Annotated in this window: 18 protein-coding genes and 1 pseudogene; 6 read left to right on the forward strand and 13 right to left on the reverse strand. The window is 67.3% G+C overall.

What is annotated here, in order from left to right; genetic code table 11:
• Positions 1–126: pseudogene (locus tag C7I84_RS28750) on the reverse strand (electron transfer flavoprotein subunit beta/FixA family protein); the annotation flags it as partial.
• A gap of 204 nt (positions 127–330) precedes the next feature.
• A complete protein-coding gene (locus C7I84_RS28755) occupies positions 331–1,101 on the reverse strand; it encodes a rhomboid family intramembrane serine protease (RefSeq protein WP_106775640.1) in 771 nt (256 codons plus the stop codon).
• A 223-nt stretch (positions 1,102–1,324) separates the two neighbouring features.
• On the opposite strand from C7I84_RS28755, the gene C7I84_RS28760 reads away from it, so the two are divergent.
• Both C7I84_RS28760 and C7I84_RS28765 read left to right on the forward strand, forming a co-directional pair.
• Positions 1,325–1,576 (forward strand): type II toxin-antitoxin system HicA family toxin, encoded by a 252-nt coding sequence (locus tag C7I84_RS28760; protein ID WP_106775641.1) that lies wholly within the window; start codon positions 1,325–1,327, stop codon positions 1,574–1,576.
• On the forward strand, positions 1,573–1,914 hold the full coding sequence (locus tag C7I84_RS28765; protein WP_106775642.1) for a type II toxin-antitoxin system HicB family antitoxin: 342 nt from the start codon (positions 1,573–1,575) through the stop codon (positions 1,912–1,914). The genes C7I84_RS28760 and C7I84_RS28765 overlap by 4 nt, the downstream gene beginning before the upstream one ends.
• Before the next feature lie 17 nt (positions 1,915–1,931).
• Here the strand turns inward: C7I84_RS28765 and C7I84_RS28770 are convergent, their stop codons facing one another.
• From C7I84_RS28770 to C7I84_RS28780, 3 genes are read right to left on the reverse strand one after another with little or no spacing between them, the layout of a single operon-like run.
• Positions 1,932–2,513 carry a cob(I)yrinic acid a,c-diamide adenosyltransferase gene (locus C7I84_RS28770; protein ID WP_106775643.1) on the reverse strand — a complete coding sequence of 194 codons (582 nt, stop codon included), beginning with the start codon at positions 2,511–2,513 and terminating at the stop codon, positions 1,932–1,934.
• A gap of 19 nt (positions 2,514–2,532) precedes the next feature.
• Positions 2,533–2,730, reverse strand: coding sequence for a twin transmembrane helix small protein (locus C7I84_RS28775; RefSeq protein WP_106775644.1), 198 nt, complete (start codon positions 2,728–2,730; stop codon positions 2,533–2,535).
• A 25-nt stretch (positions 2,731–2,755) separates the two neighbouring features.
• The gene (locus tag C7I84_RS28780) at positions 2,756–3,589 is read right to left on the reverse strand and encodes an SDR family oxidoreductase (RefSeq protein WP_165816255.1); all 834 of its coding nucleotides are present in this window, start codon (positions 3,587–3,589) and stop codon (positions 2,756–2,758) included.
• A 92-nt stretch (positions 3,590–3,681) separates the two neighbouring features.
• On the opposite strand from C7I84_RS28780, the gene C7I84_RS28785 reads away from it, so the two are divergent.
• Positions 3,682–4,533, forward strand: a complete 852-nt coding sequence (locus C7I84_RS28785) for a YihY/virulence factor BrkB family protein (RefSeq protein WP_106775646.1) — start codon at positions 3,682–3,684, stop codon at positions 4,531–4,533.
• 232 nt (positions 4,534–4,765) lie between these two features.
• Here C7I84_RS28785 and C7I84_RS28790 read toward each other — a convergent pair whose 3' ends face one another.
• From C7I84_RS28790 to C7I84_RS30785, 3 genes are all read right to left on the reverse strand, one after another.
• Positions 4,766–5,638 carry a DMT family transporter gene (locus C7I84_RS28790; protein WP_106775647.1) on the reverse strand — a complete coding sequence of 291 codons (873 nt, stop codon included), beginning with the start codon at positions 5,636–5,638 and terminating at the stop codon, positions 4,766–4,768.
• Between the two features lie 110 nt (positions 5,639–5,748).
• The gene (locus C7I84_RS28795; protein ID WP_133170185.1) at positions 5,749–6,315 is read right to left on the reverse strand and encodes a thioesterase domain-containing protein; all 567 of its coding nucleotides are present in this window, start codon (positions 6,313–6,315) and stop codon (positions 5,749–5,751) included.
• Between the two features lie 282 nt (positions 6,316–6,597).
• A complete protein-coding gene (locus C7I84_RS30785) occupies positions 6,598–7,665 on the reverse strand; it encodes a glutamate--tRNA ligase family protein (protein WP_245428658.1) in 1,068 nt (355 codons plus the stop codon).
• Positions 7,666–7,741: 76 nt separating this feature from the next.
• Here C7I84_RS30785 and C7I84_RS28805 point away from each other — a divergent pair, with 76 nt between their 5' ends.
• Together C7I84_RS28805 and C7I84_RS28810 are read left to right on the forward strand one after the other, a co-directional pair.
• A complete protein-coding gene (locus tag C7I84_RS28805) occupies positions 7,742–8,401 on the forward strand; it encodes a DNA-3-methyladenine glycosylase family protein (protein ID WP_106775649.1) in 660 nt (219 codons plus the stop codon).
• Between the two features lie 112 nt (positions 8,402–8,513).
• Positions 8,514–9,071 (forward strand): HNH endonuclease, encoded by a 558-nt coding sequence (locus C7I84_RS28810; RefSeq protein WP_106775650.1) that lies wholly within the window; start codon positions 8,514–8,516, stop codon positions 9,069–9,071.
• A 25-nt stretch (positions 9,072–9,096) separates the two neighbouring features.
• Here C7I84_RS28810 and C7I84_RS28815 read toward each other — a convergent pair whose 3' ends face one another.
• The 3 genes from C7I84_RS28815 to C7I84_RS28825 all read right to left on the reverse strand — a co-directional run bounded on the left by C7I84_RS28815 (position 9,097) and on the right by C7I84_RS28825 (position 10,866).
• Positions 9,097–9,612 (reverse strand): disulfide bond formation protein B, encoded by a 516-nt coding sequence (locus C7I84_RS28815; protein WP_106775651.1) that lies wholly within the window; start codon positions 9,610–9,612, stop codon positions 9,097–9,099.
• A 23-nt stretch (positions 9,613–9,635) separates the two neighbouring features.
• A complete protein-coding gene (locus C7I84_RS28820) occupies positions 9,636–10,223 on the reverse strand; it encodes a YqaA family protein (RefSeq protein ID WP_106775652.1) in 588 nt (195 codons plus the stop codon).
• 70 nt (positions 10,224–10,293) lie between these two features.
• Positions 10,294–10,866, reverse strand: coding sequence for a gamma-glutamylcyclotransferase (locus C7I84_RS28825; protein WP_106775653.1), 573 nt, complete (start codon positions 10,864–10,866; stop codon positions 10,294–10,296).
• A 105-nt stretch (positions 10,867–10,971) separates the two neighbouring features.
• Between C7I84_RS28825 and C7I84_RS28830 the strand changes: the two genes are divergently transcribed.
• Entirely contained in the window at positions 10,972–11,955 is a 984-nt protein-coding gene (locus C7I84_RS28830; protein ID WP_106775654.1) for a DUF2125 domain-containing protein, read from the forward strand.
• Between the two features lie 10 nt (positions 11,956–11,965).
• Here C7I84_RS28830 and C7I84_RS28835 read toward each other — a convergent pair whose 3' ends face one another.
• Together C7I84_RS28835 and hisC are read right to left on the reverse strand one after the other, a co-directional pair.
• Positions 11,966–12,901 carry a prephenate/arogenate dehydrogenase family protein gene (locus C7I84_RS28835; protein WP_165816256.1) on the reverse strand — a complete coding sequence of 312 codons (936 nt, stop codon included), beginning with the start codon at positions 12,899–12,901 and terminating at the stop codon, positions 11,966–11,968.
• A gap of 2 nt (positions 12,902–12,903) precedes the next feature.
• Complete coding sequence (gene hisC / locus C7I84_RS28840; protein ID WP_106775655.1) at positions 12,904–14,016, reverse strand: histidinol-phosphate transaminase; 1,113 nt, start codon at positions 14,014–14,016, stop codon at positions 12,904–12,906.
• Positions 14,017–14,462: the final 446 nt, after the last annotated feature.

A 14,462-nucleotide genomic window follows, 5' to 3' on the forward strand; every position in this document is an offset into this window, starting at 1 on the left:
CGCGATCTCGTCGAACGGGTTCATCGACATCTTCACATTGGCCAGCTCGACCCCGGACCCGTCCGACTTAACCCGGATCTTCACATTGTAGTCCACTACCCGCTTCACGGGGACCAGAACCTTCATGCGTGCTAAACCCTTCTTCTGAGATCTCGCGGCGTTCCGTAGCAGGGCCGGTCCCCGCCCGGTTGCCGAAAGACGACATCCACCGCGACAAAACGGTACAATGGAACGGTTCCGGTGGCGACGTCGGCTCCCGAAAGCGGGCGGACCCTAGTTAGCCCGACATGGGCCGTCAATAGCGGTCGGCATGATCGAATCGTTTGAAAACTACTGGCGGCCCCAGCGTGGCGCCGGCTTGCCCTCGGGCGGCCGCACCGCGCTCTTCTGCTCGACCTCGACGGCCAGCGGCGTCACCACTTCGCGGTCGAACAGCGGCACGGCGCGGCGCTTGAGCAGGACCACGAGGATCGCCCCCGTCAGGATGCCGCCGATGTGGCAGGCCCACGAAACCTGCTGCTCGCCGCCCGCGGCGAACATCACGACCTGGAAGCCGATCCACAGGGTGAGCGCGATCCAGGCGGGGATGCGCAAGGGGATGCGGCCGAAGGCCAGCACCCAGATCTTCACCCGTGGATGCAGCAGCAGATAGGCCGATACGACGCCGGCGACAGCGCCCGACGCGCCGATCAGCGGCACCTGCGAGGCCGGGTCGAGGAAGCCGTGGAAGGCCGCCCCGCCGATCGCGCACAGCAGATAGAAGATCAGGAAGCGGATATGCCCCAGCGCATCCTCGATGTTGTCGCCGAATACCCACAGGAACAGCATGTTGCCGCCGAGATGGAACATGTCGGCATGCAGGAAGGCATAGGTCAGGTAGGTAAAGTCTTCCGGCACATAGTAGAGCTCCGGCGGCAGCTCTACCGTGTCGAAGGCGACCGAAGGAATGTAGCCCAGCCCATAGACCGTGGCGATCTGGGCCTGCTCCGAGCCGAAGCCGGTGAGCAGGAAGACGATCACATTGGCGGCGATGAGGCCGATGGTGACGTATTGCAGCCGGATGTGCTCGAGGCCGTTTGCGTCGTGAAGCGGAACGAACAAGGCGCTGTTTCCCCACCTGGCCGCTCGTCGGAGCCTGACCGTGAACTCGCTTAGGATGTTTGATCGCCTTGCCTGAAGGGTGTCAAGCGCCGGACTTTTGCCGGAAAATTCGTGGGTTGGCGGGGTCTTCATATCCCACAGGAGGTTCGAGCCACACGCAACGCAGCTGCTCCGCTATCATGTGTTGATTGCACCGGGCAGCGCGATAGCTTATTTTGCAATCATGAACGGCAAGCAGAAAACCCTTGCAACCATCTTCCGGGACCCGGTTTCGGGCACCATCGAATGGGCCGACATGGAGAACCTTCTGATCGCCGTCGGTTGCAGGGTCATCGAAGGAAGCGGCTCTCGCGTTCGCTTCAATTTCGAAGGCCATGTCGCCAGCTTCCATCGGCCTCATCCGGCCAAGGAGGCCAAGAAATATCAGGTGAGGGATGCCCGTGAGCTTCTCGCGCAGATAGGAGTCACTCCATGAAGGCCATGACCTACAAAGGATATCCCGCCAAGGTCGAATTCGATCCGGACGACGCTGTTTTCTTCGGCCGGATCGCCGGCATCCGGGACGTGATCGGATTTCATGCCGACAACGTCAGCGACCTGATCGCAGCCTTCCATGAAGCGGTGGACGACTATATCGAAACTTGCAGGAAGGTCGGGAAAGAACCGCAAAAGGCCTATTCGGGCAATCTGATGCTTCGGATCGATCCGGCGGTGCACTCAAAGGCGGTACTCGCCGCCGAGCTATCGGGCAAGAGCCTCAATCAATGGAGCGAAGAGGTTCTGGCACGAGAGGCCGAGCGGCAGGCCAAGTGAATGGCTCGGGCGGGACCTCAGCGGTTCTTGCCCGGCACCCACAGCACGTCGGATCTGCCGTCGTCGTTGGCGACGCGCGCGGCGACGAACAGCAGGTCGGAGCAGCGGTTGATGTAGCGGACGCCCTCCGGGTTGACGTGCTCGCCCGGCACTCGAGCCAGCGCCACCATCAGCCTTTCGGCGCGGCGCGCCACCGTGCGCGCCAGATGCAGCGCCGCGGCGGCGGGCGAGCCGCCGGGCAGCACGAAGGAGCGCAGCGGCTGCAGCCGCGCGTTGAGCGCGTCGATGTCGGCCTCCAGCCGCGCCGTCTGCGAGGCGACGATGCGCAGCGGCTCGTAGTCGAGCGGCTTGCCCTCGTCGGGCGTGGCGAGGTCGGCGCCGAGGTCGAACAGGTCGTTCTGCACGCGGCCGAGGATGGCGTCGATCTCGGCATGCCCGGTCGCCGTATGCGGCCGCGCCAGCCCGATGCAGGAATTGGCCTCGTCGACCGTGCCGTAGGCCTCCACCCGCAGGTCCGACTTCAGCCGGCGCTGGCCGTTGCCGAGCCCGGTGGTGCCGTCGTCGCCGGTGCGGGTATAGATCTTGTTGAGCTTGACCATTGTTCCCTCCCCGGCCGCCTCATCCGCCCTGGCGGTTGAAATAGACGGCGAGCAGGATCAGCACCAGCGCGATGAACTGCAGCAGCACGCGCGCCTGCATCAGCTTGTTGGAGGTGCTGCCGGAGCCGCCGCGCATCATGTTGATCAGCCCCCGGATCAGCACGAAGACGACGGCGGCCATGACGATGATGGCGAAGATGTTGAAGACGGAGGCCATGATCTGTCTCGCTCGTTGAAGATGGTCAGGCCTGCGAGGCCAGCACGCGATAGAGAAGGGATGCCGGCAGCAGCCGCTTCAGCAGGACGCCGACCTTGGCCGGCACGGTGACAACATAGTGCGGACGCGGCCGCTCCGACAGCAGCGCGTGGCGCAGCACCGCATGGACGGCGTCCGGCTTCAGCTTCAGCCGCGACTTCGAGCCGCCGGCGCGCATGCGCGCCAGCTGCGCCTGGTAGGCCTCGCGGTGCACGGAATTCTCGTGGTCGATGTTCTTCAAGAACCAGTCTAGCCCGTTCGGCGCGATCCTCGATTCGATCGGCCCCGGCTCGACCAGCGAGACGTGGATGCCGCTGCCGGCGAGCTCGGCGCGCAGGCACAGCATCAGCCCTTCCAGCGCGTGCTTGGAGGCGACATAGGCGCCGCGCCATTTCACCGGCGTCAGCCCGAGGATCGACGAGCAGTGGACGATACGGCCGTGGCCCTGGGCGCGCATGACCGGCACGATGCGCCGCGTCAGGTCGTGCCAGCCGAACAGGTTGGCCTCGAACTGCTCGCGCAGCGCCGCGACCGGCAGATCCTCGACCGCGCCCGGCTGGGCATGCGCGCCGTTGTTGTAGAGGGCGTCGAGGCGACCGCCGGTGCGCTCCAGCACCGCCGCCACCAGCGCCTCGATCGAGGTGGGCTCGCGATAGTCGAGATAGAAGGCCTCCAGCCCGTCCTGCTCCAGCCGCTCGATGTCCTGCGGCTTGCGCGCGGTGGCGAAGACGCGCCAGCCCTCGGCGGCGAGCGCCCGCGCGCAATAGGCGCCGATACCGGAGGAGGCGCCGGTGACGATGATGGTGCGCGGCTCGCTCACGAGCGGAATCGCTGCCTGGTTGCTGTTGCCATATCCGGCAAAGCCTTCCCATATTCGCGCTCCGGAAACAATCGACGGAGAACCGGCAGCCCATGCGCAAGATCGTCGCCGTCCGCCGCGTGCTGGCCGACATGCTCGGCCATTTCAACGACGACGACGGCTGGTCGATGGCGAGCCATCTGGCGATCACCGCGCTGATGGCGCTGTTCCCTTTCCTGATCTTCGCCACCACGCTGGCGAGCTTCCTCGGCGCCCAGGCCTTCGCCGAGACGGCGGTGCATCTGGTCTTCGACACCTGGCCGGAGCAGATCGCCGCGCCGATCGCCAGCGAGGTCGTCAACGTGCTGACGATCCGGCGCGGCGGCCTGCTCACCTTCGGCGTGCTGCTCGCCGCCTTCTTCGCCTCCAACGGGGTGGAGGCGCTGCGCACCTCGCTCAACCGCGCCTACCGTGTGACCGAGACGCGGTCCTTCGTCTTTCGCCGCGTGCAGAGCATCGTCTTCGTGCTGATCGCCACCATCGGCTTCGTCATCATCAGCGTGCTTCTGGTGTTCGCGCCGCTGATCGCCCGCATCGCCCTGGCCAGGGCGGAATGGATCGAGCCCTACATGGGCACCTTCACGCTGTGGCGTTACGTCATCGCCTCGACCGTCATCGTGCTCGGGCTGATCGCTGTGCATGTCTGGCTGCCCGCCGGCAAGCGGCGCTTCGTCGACATGGTGCCGGGCATCCTGTTCACGCTGATCGGCTGGCTGGTCGGCTCGACGGTGTTCGCCGCCTATCTCGACCGCTTCTCCTCCTATGTGAACACCTATGCGGGGCTGGCCTCGATCATGGTCGCCGTGGTCTTTCTCTACATCGTCTCGGCGATCTTCATCCTCGGCGGCGAGCTCAACGCCTCGATCCGCCGCTATCTGGATGCCAGGGCTCGCGTGGGCGGCTGAGGCGGCGCGAGCCTCTTTGAGGGCCGATCGCATATGAGTATACCCCCACCCCTAACCCCTCCCCTCAAGGGGATTTTGCTGCGGCTCCGCCAGGTGCCAATCGTCGACCGTTTTGCGTGGCATGACGACCGCAAAGCCCCCCTCCCCCTCGAGGGGGAGGGGCAGGGGTGGGGGTATCGGCCGAGCAGCGCGCCCGGAAAATCCGATGCGATTGCCTGCTCCCCCAGAAAGATCAGCGGCGCGCTTTCGACGTCGCCAGGCCGACGCCGAAGGTGGCGAGCGCCATGCCGGCCACCTGCACCGGCGTCAGGCTCTCGCCGAACAGCAGCCAGGCCATGACCGCCGTCACCGCTGGAACGAGATAGAACAGCGACGACACCTTCGCCATCGCTCCGTCGCGGATCAGGATCATCAGCAGGAAGATCGCGCCGATCGACAGTACCAGCACCAGCCAGGCCATGGCGAAGACGAGCTCGCCGGTGAGCACGACGGTGCGCGTCTCCAGCGCCAGCGATCCCACCGCCATCAGCACGGCGGCGCCGACATACTGCCAGGCGGTGCCCATGACGAGGTTGGTCGTCGAGCCGAACTTCTTCTGCAGCACGGTGCCGGCGCTGATCGCCGCCACCGCAAGGACCGCCGCCGCCAGCATCGGCCAGGTGACAGCGTCCAGACCGGCGCCGAGCTTCGGCAGGATCACCACGACTACGCCGGCGAAGCCGGCCGCCAGCCCCGCCCACTGGCGCGGCAGAATATCCTCGTCCAGGAAGGCGCCGACCAGCACGGCCGTGATCAGCGGCTGCAGCCCGGCGATCAGCGCGGCGAGGCCGGCGCCGAGCCCCTGGCGCACCGCCCAGAAGACGCCACCGAGATAGATGCCGTGGATCAGCATGCCGGCGGCGATCGACCAGAACACGTCGCGCCGGCGCATGCGCCAGATACCCATCGCGACGGCGATCCCGACCAGGATCAGGAAGGCGATGCCGAAACGGGCGGCAAGGAAGGTGAACGGCTCGGCCCATGGCATGGCGTAGCGGGCGCCGATGAAGCCGGTGGACCACAGCAGCACGAACAGCGCCGGGATGAACTTCTTTGCGGATGTCATGTCGGGCGCTGCCGTATCGCGATGGAAGCGCCCGCTCTATTGCGGACCCGCGCGCCAGGCAAAGGCGAAATGCTGAACCAATGATTCAGCCGCCATGAAGCGCCGCCGGGTCAGCGCGTCGCCAGGCAACCCGCCTCGCCCGGCGCGGGCGGCTGGCGCCGCACGCCGTTGCCGTCGATCAGCGCATCCTGGACGAAGCGCAGCGCCGCCGGCTCCTTTGAGACGCCGAGATGATCGTGCTTGCCGTTCCTATCCAGCTTGGACCAGTTGACCCGCTCCAGCGGGCCGCTGAACCCCTTGCCGGGGCGCAGGCGGGTGGACATGCTGAACAGGCCGTCGGTGCCGTACATGTCGATGGCGCGACGCACGTTGCAGGAGACCGGCGTCGGCTGATAGGCCTCGAAGGTCAGCAGCGTCTGAACCGGCACGCCGGCGGCGCGCAGCCGCTCGGCGAAGCGCGTGGCGGCATTGCCCCCCATCGAGTAGCCCGCCACGGAAACCGGAATCCTGGCATCGCGCGGCTGGGCCAGGAAATGCTCCGCCGCCTTCTGCCAGTGGGCCGGGTTGTAGACGTCGGCGCGCACGCCGGCCGCGCGGATGTGCTGCGTCACCTGATACATGCCGCTGCGCGCCATGGTGTCGCCGGCCGGCGTCAGCCCGGCGAAGAGGTAGACCACGCCCCGCTCGGACAAGGGTGGGTTGGGGAGTCCGCCGTCCTGAACGACCAGGGAGGAGGCGCATGCGGAGAGGCAGAAGAGGGCGAGAAAGGACAGCAGAATCACGCGTACAGCGAAGGGCAAAGGCAGCACCTCTGTTCGAGACTGACAGTTCCCCCGCGCAGGATCCTGTCTAGGCGACAGCGGCGCCGATGCCAACCCGAACAGTCGAAAAAGAACAAATACCCCGTAGAAACAGGTGCTTACACCATATGGTTGCAACTGCCGAATGGCTGGGCTGGGTCAGGGGGCGCGGTTCGTGGCGGCTTCGAATCCGACCATCCGCCTGACCGATTCCGGCGTTTCGCCGGCCTCGCGCAACGCCGCTATGCCGGTGTCGCCAAAACTCTTGGAAAGCTTGCGGCCGTCCGGGCCGAGGATCAGCCGGTGGTGGTAGTACGCGGGTGCCGGCAGGCCGAGCAGATGCTGCAGCAGCCGGTGGACCGCCGTCGCCGCGAACAGGTCGAGGCCGCGCACCACATGCGTCACGTCCTGCAGGGCGTCGTCGACGACGACCGACAGGTGATAGCTGGTCGGCACGCCACGGCGCGCCAGCACGACGTCGCCCCAGGCTGCGGGATCGGCGTCGATCCGGGTACCCCCACCCCTAACCCCTCCCCTCAAGGGGGAGGGGGACTTTGCACCAGCCTCGCCTGTCACCGATGGCCGACGATCTTGATCCGCGTCGACGCGCGGGTGTCCCCCTCCCCCTTGAGGGGAGGGGTTAGGGGTGGGGGTGTCTGACAGCAGCGCATCGAGGGTTTGGCCTTGCCCCGTTTCGCCCGTGGAAATCTCCTCCCACGCCAGCGACCCGCCAACCCGGCCCAGCGCCGCCACCATGTCCAGCCGCCAGGCGAACGGCCTTCCCTCGGCGATCCGCGCCTCGCGCTTGCGCCGGGACAGCGCCTTGTCGAGGCCGGGATAGAGCGGCACGCCGTCGGGATCGCGCGGCCAGTTTTCGCCCCGCGCCTCCCGTTCGACGATGTGGGCACGCATCTCGCCGCGGCTCATGAAGGCAGGGTAGACGAGCCCCTCCCGCTCCAGCTGGCGCAAGCTTTCGGCATAGGTGGCAAAATGCTCGGACTGCCGCCGTACCGGCTCCTCCCAGCGGACACCAAGCCATTCGAGATCGCGAAAAATGCCGGCCTCGAATTCCGGCGTGCAGCGGGCCGTGTCGATGTCCTCCAGCCTGAGCAGCAGCCGTCCGCCCACGCGCTCCGCCAGATGCCGGTTGAGCAGCGCGGAATAGGCGTGGCCGAGATGCAGGGCGCCGTTGGGGCTCGGCGCGAAGCGGAAGACCGGGCGTGTCACCATCTGGCGGGAAGCGTCTTGCCCTCGTGAACTTTGCGATTGCTACTTCGTCCGTCCGGCGCCAACAAGGCGCGGCATGCACAGGATAGCCACTCTCGCCGACGTTGCCGCCGGCCTCGACGCCCTGGCCGGGCTCGATCCGCGGCTCGTCGCCGTGCGGCGGGTCGCCGGCGAGGTGCCGCTGCGCCTGATCGAGCCGGGCTTCGGCAGCCTCGCCTCGATCATCGTGTCGCAGCAGGTGTCGCGGGCCAGCGCCGACGCGATCTTCGGCCGTTTCGCAAAACTTCTCGATCCCCTGACGCCGCAGGCCGTGCTCGACGCCGGCGAGGCGGTGTTCCGCGAGGCGGGCTTCTCGCGACCGAAGCAGCGCGCCATGTTGTCGGCGGCGGCGGCCGTCGCCGACGGGCTCGATCTCGTCCATCTGTGCGAATTGCCGGCCGAGGACGCCATCGGCCGGCTCACCGCCGTGCCCGGCATCGGCCCGTGGACGGCCGAGTGCTACCTGCTGTTCGCCGCCGGCCACCCCGACATCTTCCCGGCCCGCGACGTCGCATTGCAGGCGGCGGTCGGCCATGCCTTCGGCCTCGCGGCCCGTCCGGGCGAGAAGGCGCTCGCCGGAATCGCCGAATCATGGGCGCCCTGGCGCGGCATCGCGTCGCGGCTGTTCTGGGCCTACTATCGCGAGACGAAGGGGCGCGATGCCGCGCCCCTCGCGCAAAACCTCGAAAAAACATGAAAATCGGCGCTGTTTTGCGCCGCAATATGGCCGTGTTGCCGCTTCACATCCCTGTCATGTCGGGCTTAGACTATCCACGTCAGGCGTCCGCCTGCCAAGGAGGTTTCGAGACGTGACGGTTGCCGTATCTCTGGATGGGCTTCCCGCGCTGGTTCTGAACGCAGACTACCGGCCGCTCAGCTATTACCCGCTGTCGCTGTGGTCCTGGCAGGATGCGATCAAGGCGGTATTCCTCGACCGCGTCAACATCGTCGCCGAATACGAGCACTCCGTCTCGTCGGTGTCCTTCTCGATGCGGGTGCCGAGCGTCGTCAGCCTGAAGACCTACATCAAGCCTTCGCGGCATCCCGCCTTCACGCGCTTCAACGTGTTCCTGCGCGACCGCTTCCAGTGCCAGTATTGCGGCACGTCGGAGGATCTCACCTTCGACCACGTCATCCCGCGCCATTGCGGCGGCGCCACCACCTGGGAGAACGTGGTGGCCGCCTGCTCGCCCTGCAACCTGCGCAAGGGCGGCCACCTGCCGGCGCAGGCCAAGATGTGGCCGATGCAGAAGCCCTATCCGCCGACCGTGCACGACCTGCACAACAACGGCAGGCTGTTCCCGCCGAACTACCTGCACGAGAGCTGGATGGACTATCTCTACTGGGACGTCGAACTGGAGCCGTAAGCGCTCGGCGCTCCGGTGCGAAATCTCACGCCCGCTTCAGCGCTCCCCAAAATGCCACCGCCCCTAGCACCAGGCTGGCGATGGCGTTCCAGCCGGCGAGCGACAGGCCGAGGATGCGCAGCGCCGCCTGATCGCATGAGGGCGGCACGACCGCGTTGATGGCATCGAGCACGCCATTGCCGCCGGTGTCGGGCGGCGCCACCACCATGCCGCAGTCGGTCGGGCCCGGCCACCAGCCCCATTCGACGCCCGAATGGTAGACGCCGAGATAGAGGCCGTAGGCCATCAGCAGCCCGCCGGCGAACAAGAGGCCGCGCGTGACGATCGCCGGCAGCTTGACGACCGCGGCCAGGAAGGCGAGCGCCATCAGCGGCGCGCCGACATAATAGGGCATGCGCTGCTCGTAGCAGAGCTTGCAGGGGATGTAGCCGCCGATGTGCTGGAAGCCGAGCGCGCCGCCTACGGTGGCCGCCATCGCCACGGCGAGGAAAAGCGCGGTCGTCGCCTGCAGGCGCGAGGTCGGGGCGGCAAGGCTGGTCATGCTGTACTCGTGTGGCGGCGTGGTCAGAACACGTATCTGACCAGGATATAGAGCAGAATTAGGACGGCCGCAGCGGCCCCGGCGAGCAGCCCCAGCCGCTTCTCGATGAAATGGCGAATCGGCTCGCCATAGGTGCGCAGCAGCCAAGCCAGGAACAGGAAGCGGGCGCCGCGCGCGATGATCGCCGACAGGATGAACCAGCCGAGCGGGAAGCTGATGACGCCGGCCAGGATGGTCACGACCTTGATCGGCGGCAAATGGGTGAGGCCCGAGGTGACCAGCATCAGCAGGATGAAGCCGGTGCCGGAGGATATCCGCAGCGCCTCGAACTCGTCATACTTGCCGTAGAATTCGAGCACCGGCCTGGCGATCGTCTCATAGGCGTAGTGGCCGAGGAACCAGCCGGCAATGCCGCCCAGCACCGAGGCGATCGTCGCCACGATCGCGTAGCGGTAGGCACGCTCGGGCTTGGCCAGCGCCATCGGCAGGTAGAGCACGTCGGCCGGCACCAGGAACACCGAGCTCTCTACGAAGGCGATGACGGCCAGCCACCATTCCGCCGACTTGCGGGCGGCGAGCGACAGGGTCCAGTCGTAGAGTTTGCGCAGCATCGAAGCTTTCCGGCCGGTTGGTCGCCCCCTTGTAGAGGGCAATCGTTTAGAGGCTGTTAGATCGGTCGTTTTAGCGGCGGGAAGATGTTCCAGAGCCCCTCTGAAGAGCCGTTTCTTCCGAATCGGCCGCCTCGAGCCGCCTCGCCACCGCCTCCATCCAATGGTCGCGGATGTCCAGCGCCGCGAGATGCTCGACGGCGCTCAGCACATAGTCCTCGTTGCGGCCGGACTGGCCGACGGCGCCGCGCACGATGTCGGCTGCCGCCTCCTCCTCCAGGCTTCCGGCGTACTGGACATGCGCGCGGTCGACGATATAGCAGACCGCCTGCACGATCCTGCCGTCGGCGAGCCGCACCGGCAGGATGCGCTCCAGGTAGACGCTGGTGACAAGCTCGCGCTCGCGCAGATAGGCCATCACCTCGTCGCGCAGTTCCAGCGGCACGCGGAAGGCGAGGCCGACGCAGGAGCCGCCGCGGTCGAGGCCGAGCACCAGCCCGGGACGCTCGCGCGTGCCGCGATGCACCCAGGAACGCACGCAGAGCGAGCGCCGGTAGCCGTGCAGGCGTGCCCGTTCGGTCTCGGTATGGGCAAAACCCGGCCTCCACATCAGGGAACCGTAGCCGAAAACCCAAAAATCGCCCATTTCGCCAAGCCTGGTCCGTTCTGTGCGCGCGCAGTCCTAGACGAGTCTGTCCGATCGTGAAAAGGCTGAATCGGACAAGATCGAAGAGGCGATTCGGAAGCAAATATGCACGACCCCTCCAGCAACGGGCGCTACGGCCGCCGCATCCTCTGGCTTGGCGTCTTCGTCATCGTGCTGGTCGCCGCCTACACCGCCGGCTGGTTCTGGCTCGCCCAGAAGATCGAGGGCGAGGCCGCCCGGACGCTGGCCAGGCTCGGCGAGCGCGGCACGAAGGCCGAATGCGTGAACCCGGAAGCGCGCGGCTATCCCTTCCGCATCGGCCTCTATTGCGACCGTATCTCGGTCGAGCAGCCGGCCGAAGCGATGAGCCTCGCCGCCGGCGCCTTCCGCTCCGCCGGGCAGATCTACGACCCGATGCGGCTGGTGGCGGAGCTGGACAGCCCGGCGACGCTGTCCACCCCGCAGACAGGCCCGCTGGCCTTGCAATGGACGAACCTGCGCGCCAGCGCCCGCCTGGCCGATCCGCTGCCCGAGCGCGTGTCGCTGCAGGCGGTGACGCTGAAGGTCACCGCGGCGGACGGCAAGCAGCTGGTCGCCGCCGATTCTTTCGAAGGCCACATGCGCCCGAACGGCGCCGACCTCGATCTCGCCGCCCGCTTCGCCGGGCTGGCGCTCGACCCGGTGCTGGTCGACGGCCGCAGCGTCCCGCCGCTGTCGGGCGAGGCGGACCTGTCGCTCGCCGACGGCATCCGCCTGCTCGACGACGGCGCGCGCGACCTGCGCGGCCGCTCGGGGCTGATCCGCACGCTGTCGCTGACACTCGGCGAGCAGGGCTCGCTTACGGTGTCCGGGCCGTTCTCGATCGATGCCGACGGGCTCATCGACGCCACGCTGAAAGTGTCGCTGCACGAGCCGCGGGCGCTGGCGGCGTCGCTGTCGCAGGTTTTTCCCGAACAGGCCGACAAGATCCGGCAGGGCTTTTCCGGGCTGTCCTTCCTCGGCAGCCAGCCGTCGCTGCCGCTGCGCATCAACAAGGGCATGGCCTCGCTCGGCTTCATCCCGCTCGGCAAGCTGCCGCCGGTGCGGTAACCCGGCGACCCTACCCCTTGTGCGGGTGCTCGACCGCCTGGCGGCCGAAGTCCGGCACGTCGATCTCCTGCCCGGCCTCGATGATCGAGCGGCGGATGGCGCGCGTGCGGGTGAACATGTCGAACAGTTTTTCGCCGTCTCCCCAGCGGATCGCCCGCTGCAGCGAGGCGAGATCCTCGGAGAAGCGCGCCAGCATCTCGAGGATGGCGTCCTTGTTGTGCAGGCAGACGTCACGCCACATGGTCGGGTCGGAGGCGGCGAGGCGGGTGAAATCGCGGAAGCCGGAGGCGGAATATTTGATCACCTCCGACTTGGTCACCGTCTCCAGGTCGTCCGCGGTGCCGACGATGTTGTAGGCGATGATGTGCGGCAGGTGCGAGACGATGGCGAGCACCATGTCGTGGTGCTCGGCGTCCATGGTGTCGATGTTCGAGCCGCAGCGCCGCCAGAAGTCCGACAGCCGCTCCAGCGCCTGCGGATCGGTGCCGGGCAGCGGCGTGAAGATGCACCAGCGGTTCTCGAACAGGTCGGCGAAGCCCGCATCCGGTCCCGATTTTTCCGTGCCGGCGAGCGGATGGCCGGGGATGAAGTGCACGCCGGCCGGCATGTGCGGCCCCATCTGCTCGATCACCGAGCGCTTGGTCGAGCCGACGTCGGTCACCGTGGCGCCGGGCTTCAGCGCCGGCGCGATCTCCGCCGCCACCGCGCCCGAGGCGCCGACCGGCACCGAGACGATGACCAGATCGGCACCGCGCGCCGCCTCGGCCGCGTCCGTCGTGTAGGTGTCGCCCAGGCCGAGTTCCTCGGCGCGCTTCAGCGTGGCTGCGCTGCGGGTGGAGATGACGATCTCGCCGGCCAGCCTCTCGCGGCGGATGACGCGCGCCAGCGACGAGCCGATCAGGCCGATGCCGACCAGGGCGATCCGGTCGTAGATGGGGGCGGTCATGGTCAGCTCTTCAAGAATTCGGCGAGGGCGGCGACGACGCCGCGATTGGCCTCCTCGGTGCCCACCGTCATGCGCAGCGCGTTGGGAAAACCGTAGCCGGCGACGCGGCGCAGGATATAGCCGCGCGCCGTGAGATAGTCGTCGGCGGCCGCCGCCGAATGCCGGCCGTCCCCGGGGAAATGGATCAGCACGAAATTGCCGACGCTCGGCGTCACCCTGAGCCCGAGCCTGGTCAGCTCCTCGGCCAGCCAGGGCAGCCAGCGCTCGTTATGGGCGACGGTGCGCTCGACATGGGCGCGGTCTCGAATAGCCGCCACACCCGCCTCGACCGCCGCGGCATTGACGTTGAACGGCCCGCGCACGCGGTTCAGCGCATCGGCGATATGCGCGGGGCAATAGGCCCAGCCGATGCGCGCGCCGCCGAGCCCGTGGATTTTCGAGAAGGTGCGGGTCATCACCACGTTGTCGAAGGCCGACACCAGCTCGATGCCGGACTCGTAGTCGTTGCGGCGCACATATTCGGCATAGGCCGCGTCGAGCACCAGCAGCACGTGCTTCGGCAGTCCGGCATGCAGCCGCTTGACCTCGTCGAAGGGGATGTATGTGCCGGTCGGATTGTTGGGATTGGCCAGGAAGACGATCTTCGTGCGCTCGGTGACGGCGGCGAGGATCGCGTCGACGTCAGCCGTCTCGTCGGTCTCCTTCGCCACCACCGGCACGCCGCCGGCCGCCTGGATGTAGATTTTGTAGACAAGGAACCCGTGCTCGGTGAAGACGCCCTCGTCGCCCGGCGACAGATAGGTCATCGCCAAGAGACCGATCACCTCGTCGGAGCCGTTCGAGCAGACGATGTTGGCGGGGTTGAGCCCATGCGCGGCGCCGATCGCCTCGCGCAGTTTCGTCGCCGCACCGTCGGGATAGAATTCGAGCTTCTCCGCCACCTTGCGCACAGCCTCGATCGCCGCCGGCGAGGCGCCGAGCGGGTTCTCGTTGGAGGAAAGCTTGTGGACTTTTGCGACCCCGGCCGGCGCGGCGCTTTTTCCCGGCACGTAGGCGGCGATGTCGAGGATGCCGGGCTTGGGCTGGGGGCGCGTGCTATCGATGGCTTGGGTCATGACTCAGGGTCCGGAAAACGGCCTCGGCCGAGGCCCGGAGCGGAATACAGGCGGGAGGGGAAGATGTCGAGGGGTGCGTTCTCCGGGCCGGGCATGCAGATCCACCCTCAAAAAGCGTACAGCGCGCGCGCCGGCGATGTCTGTGCCAAGTTCCCCCTCTCCGTCTCGCCCTTCGGGCTCGACACCTCTCCCCCACTCCGTGGGGGCGAGGAACCCAGGCTGGAGGAGCGCCGGCATCGCGGCAGCGGTTCCTCGCCCCCGCAGGGGAGAGGTGTCGAGGGCGGAGCCCCGAGACGGAGAGGGGGAAGCGGAGAGGGGGAAGCGCCGGGGACAGTTTTACCCCGACTCCCTGGAGACCCGAAGAACGGCGTTGACGTTGGGGCCGCGTGCGATTCTGCTGGGATCATGATTCGCGGCGGCTTTCTGTCGAAGGATGGACGAGCACA

It is taken from the genome of Kumtagia ephedrae (genome assembly GCF_003012745.1).
GTDB classification, from domain to species: Bacteria; Pseudomonadota; Alphaproteobacteria; order Rhizobiales; family Rhizobiaceae; genus Kumtagia; species Kumtagia ephedrae.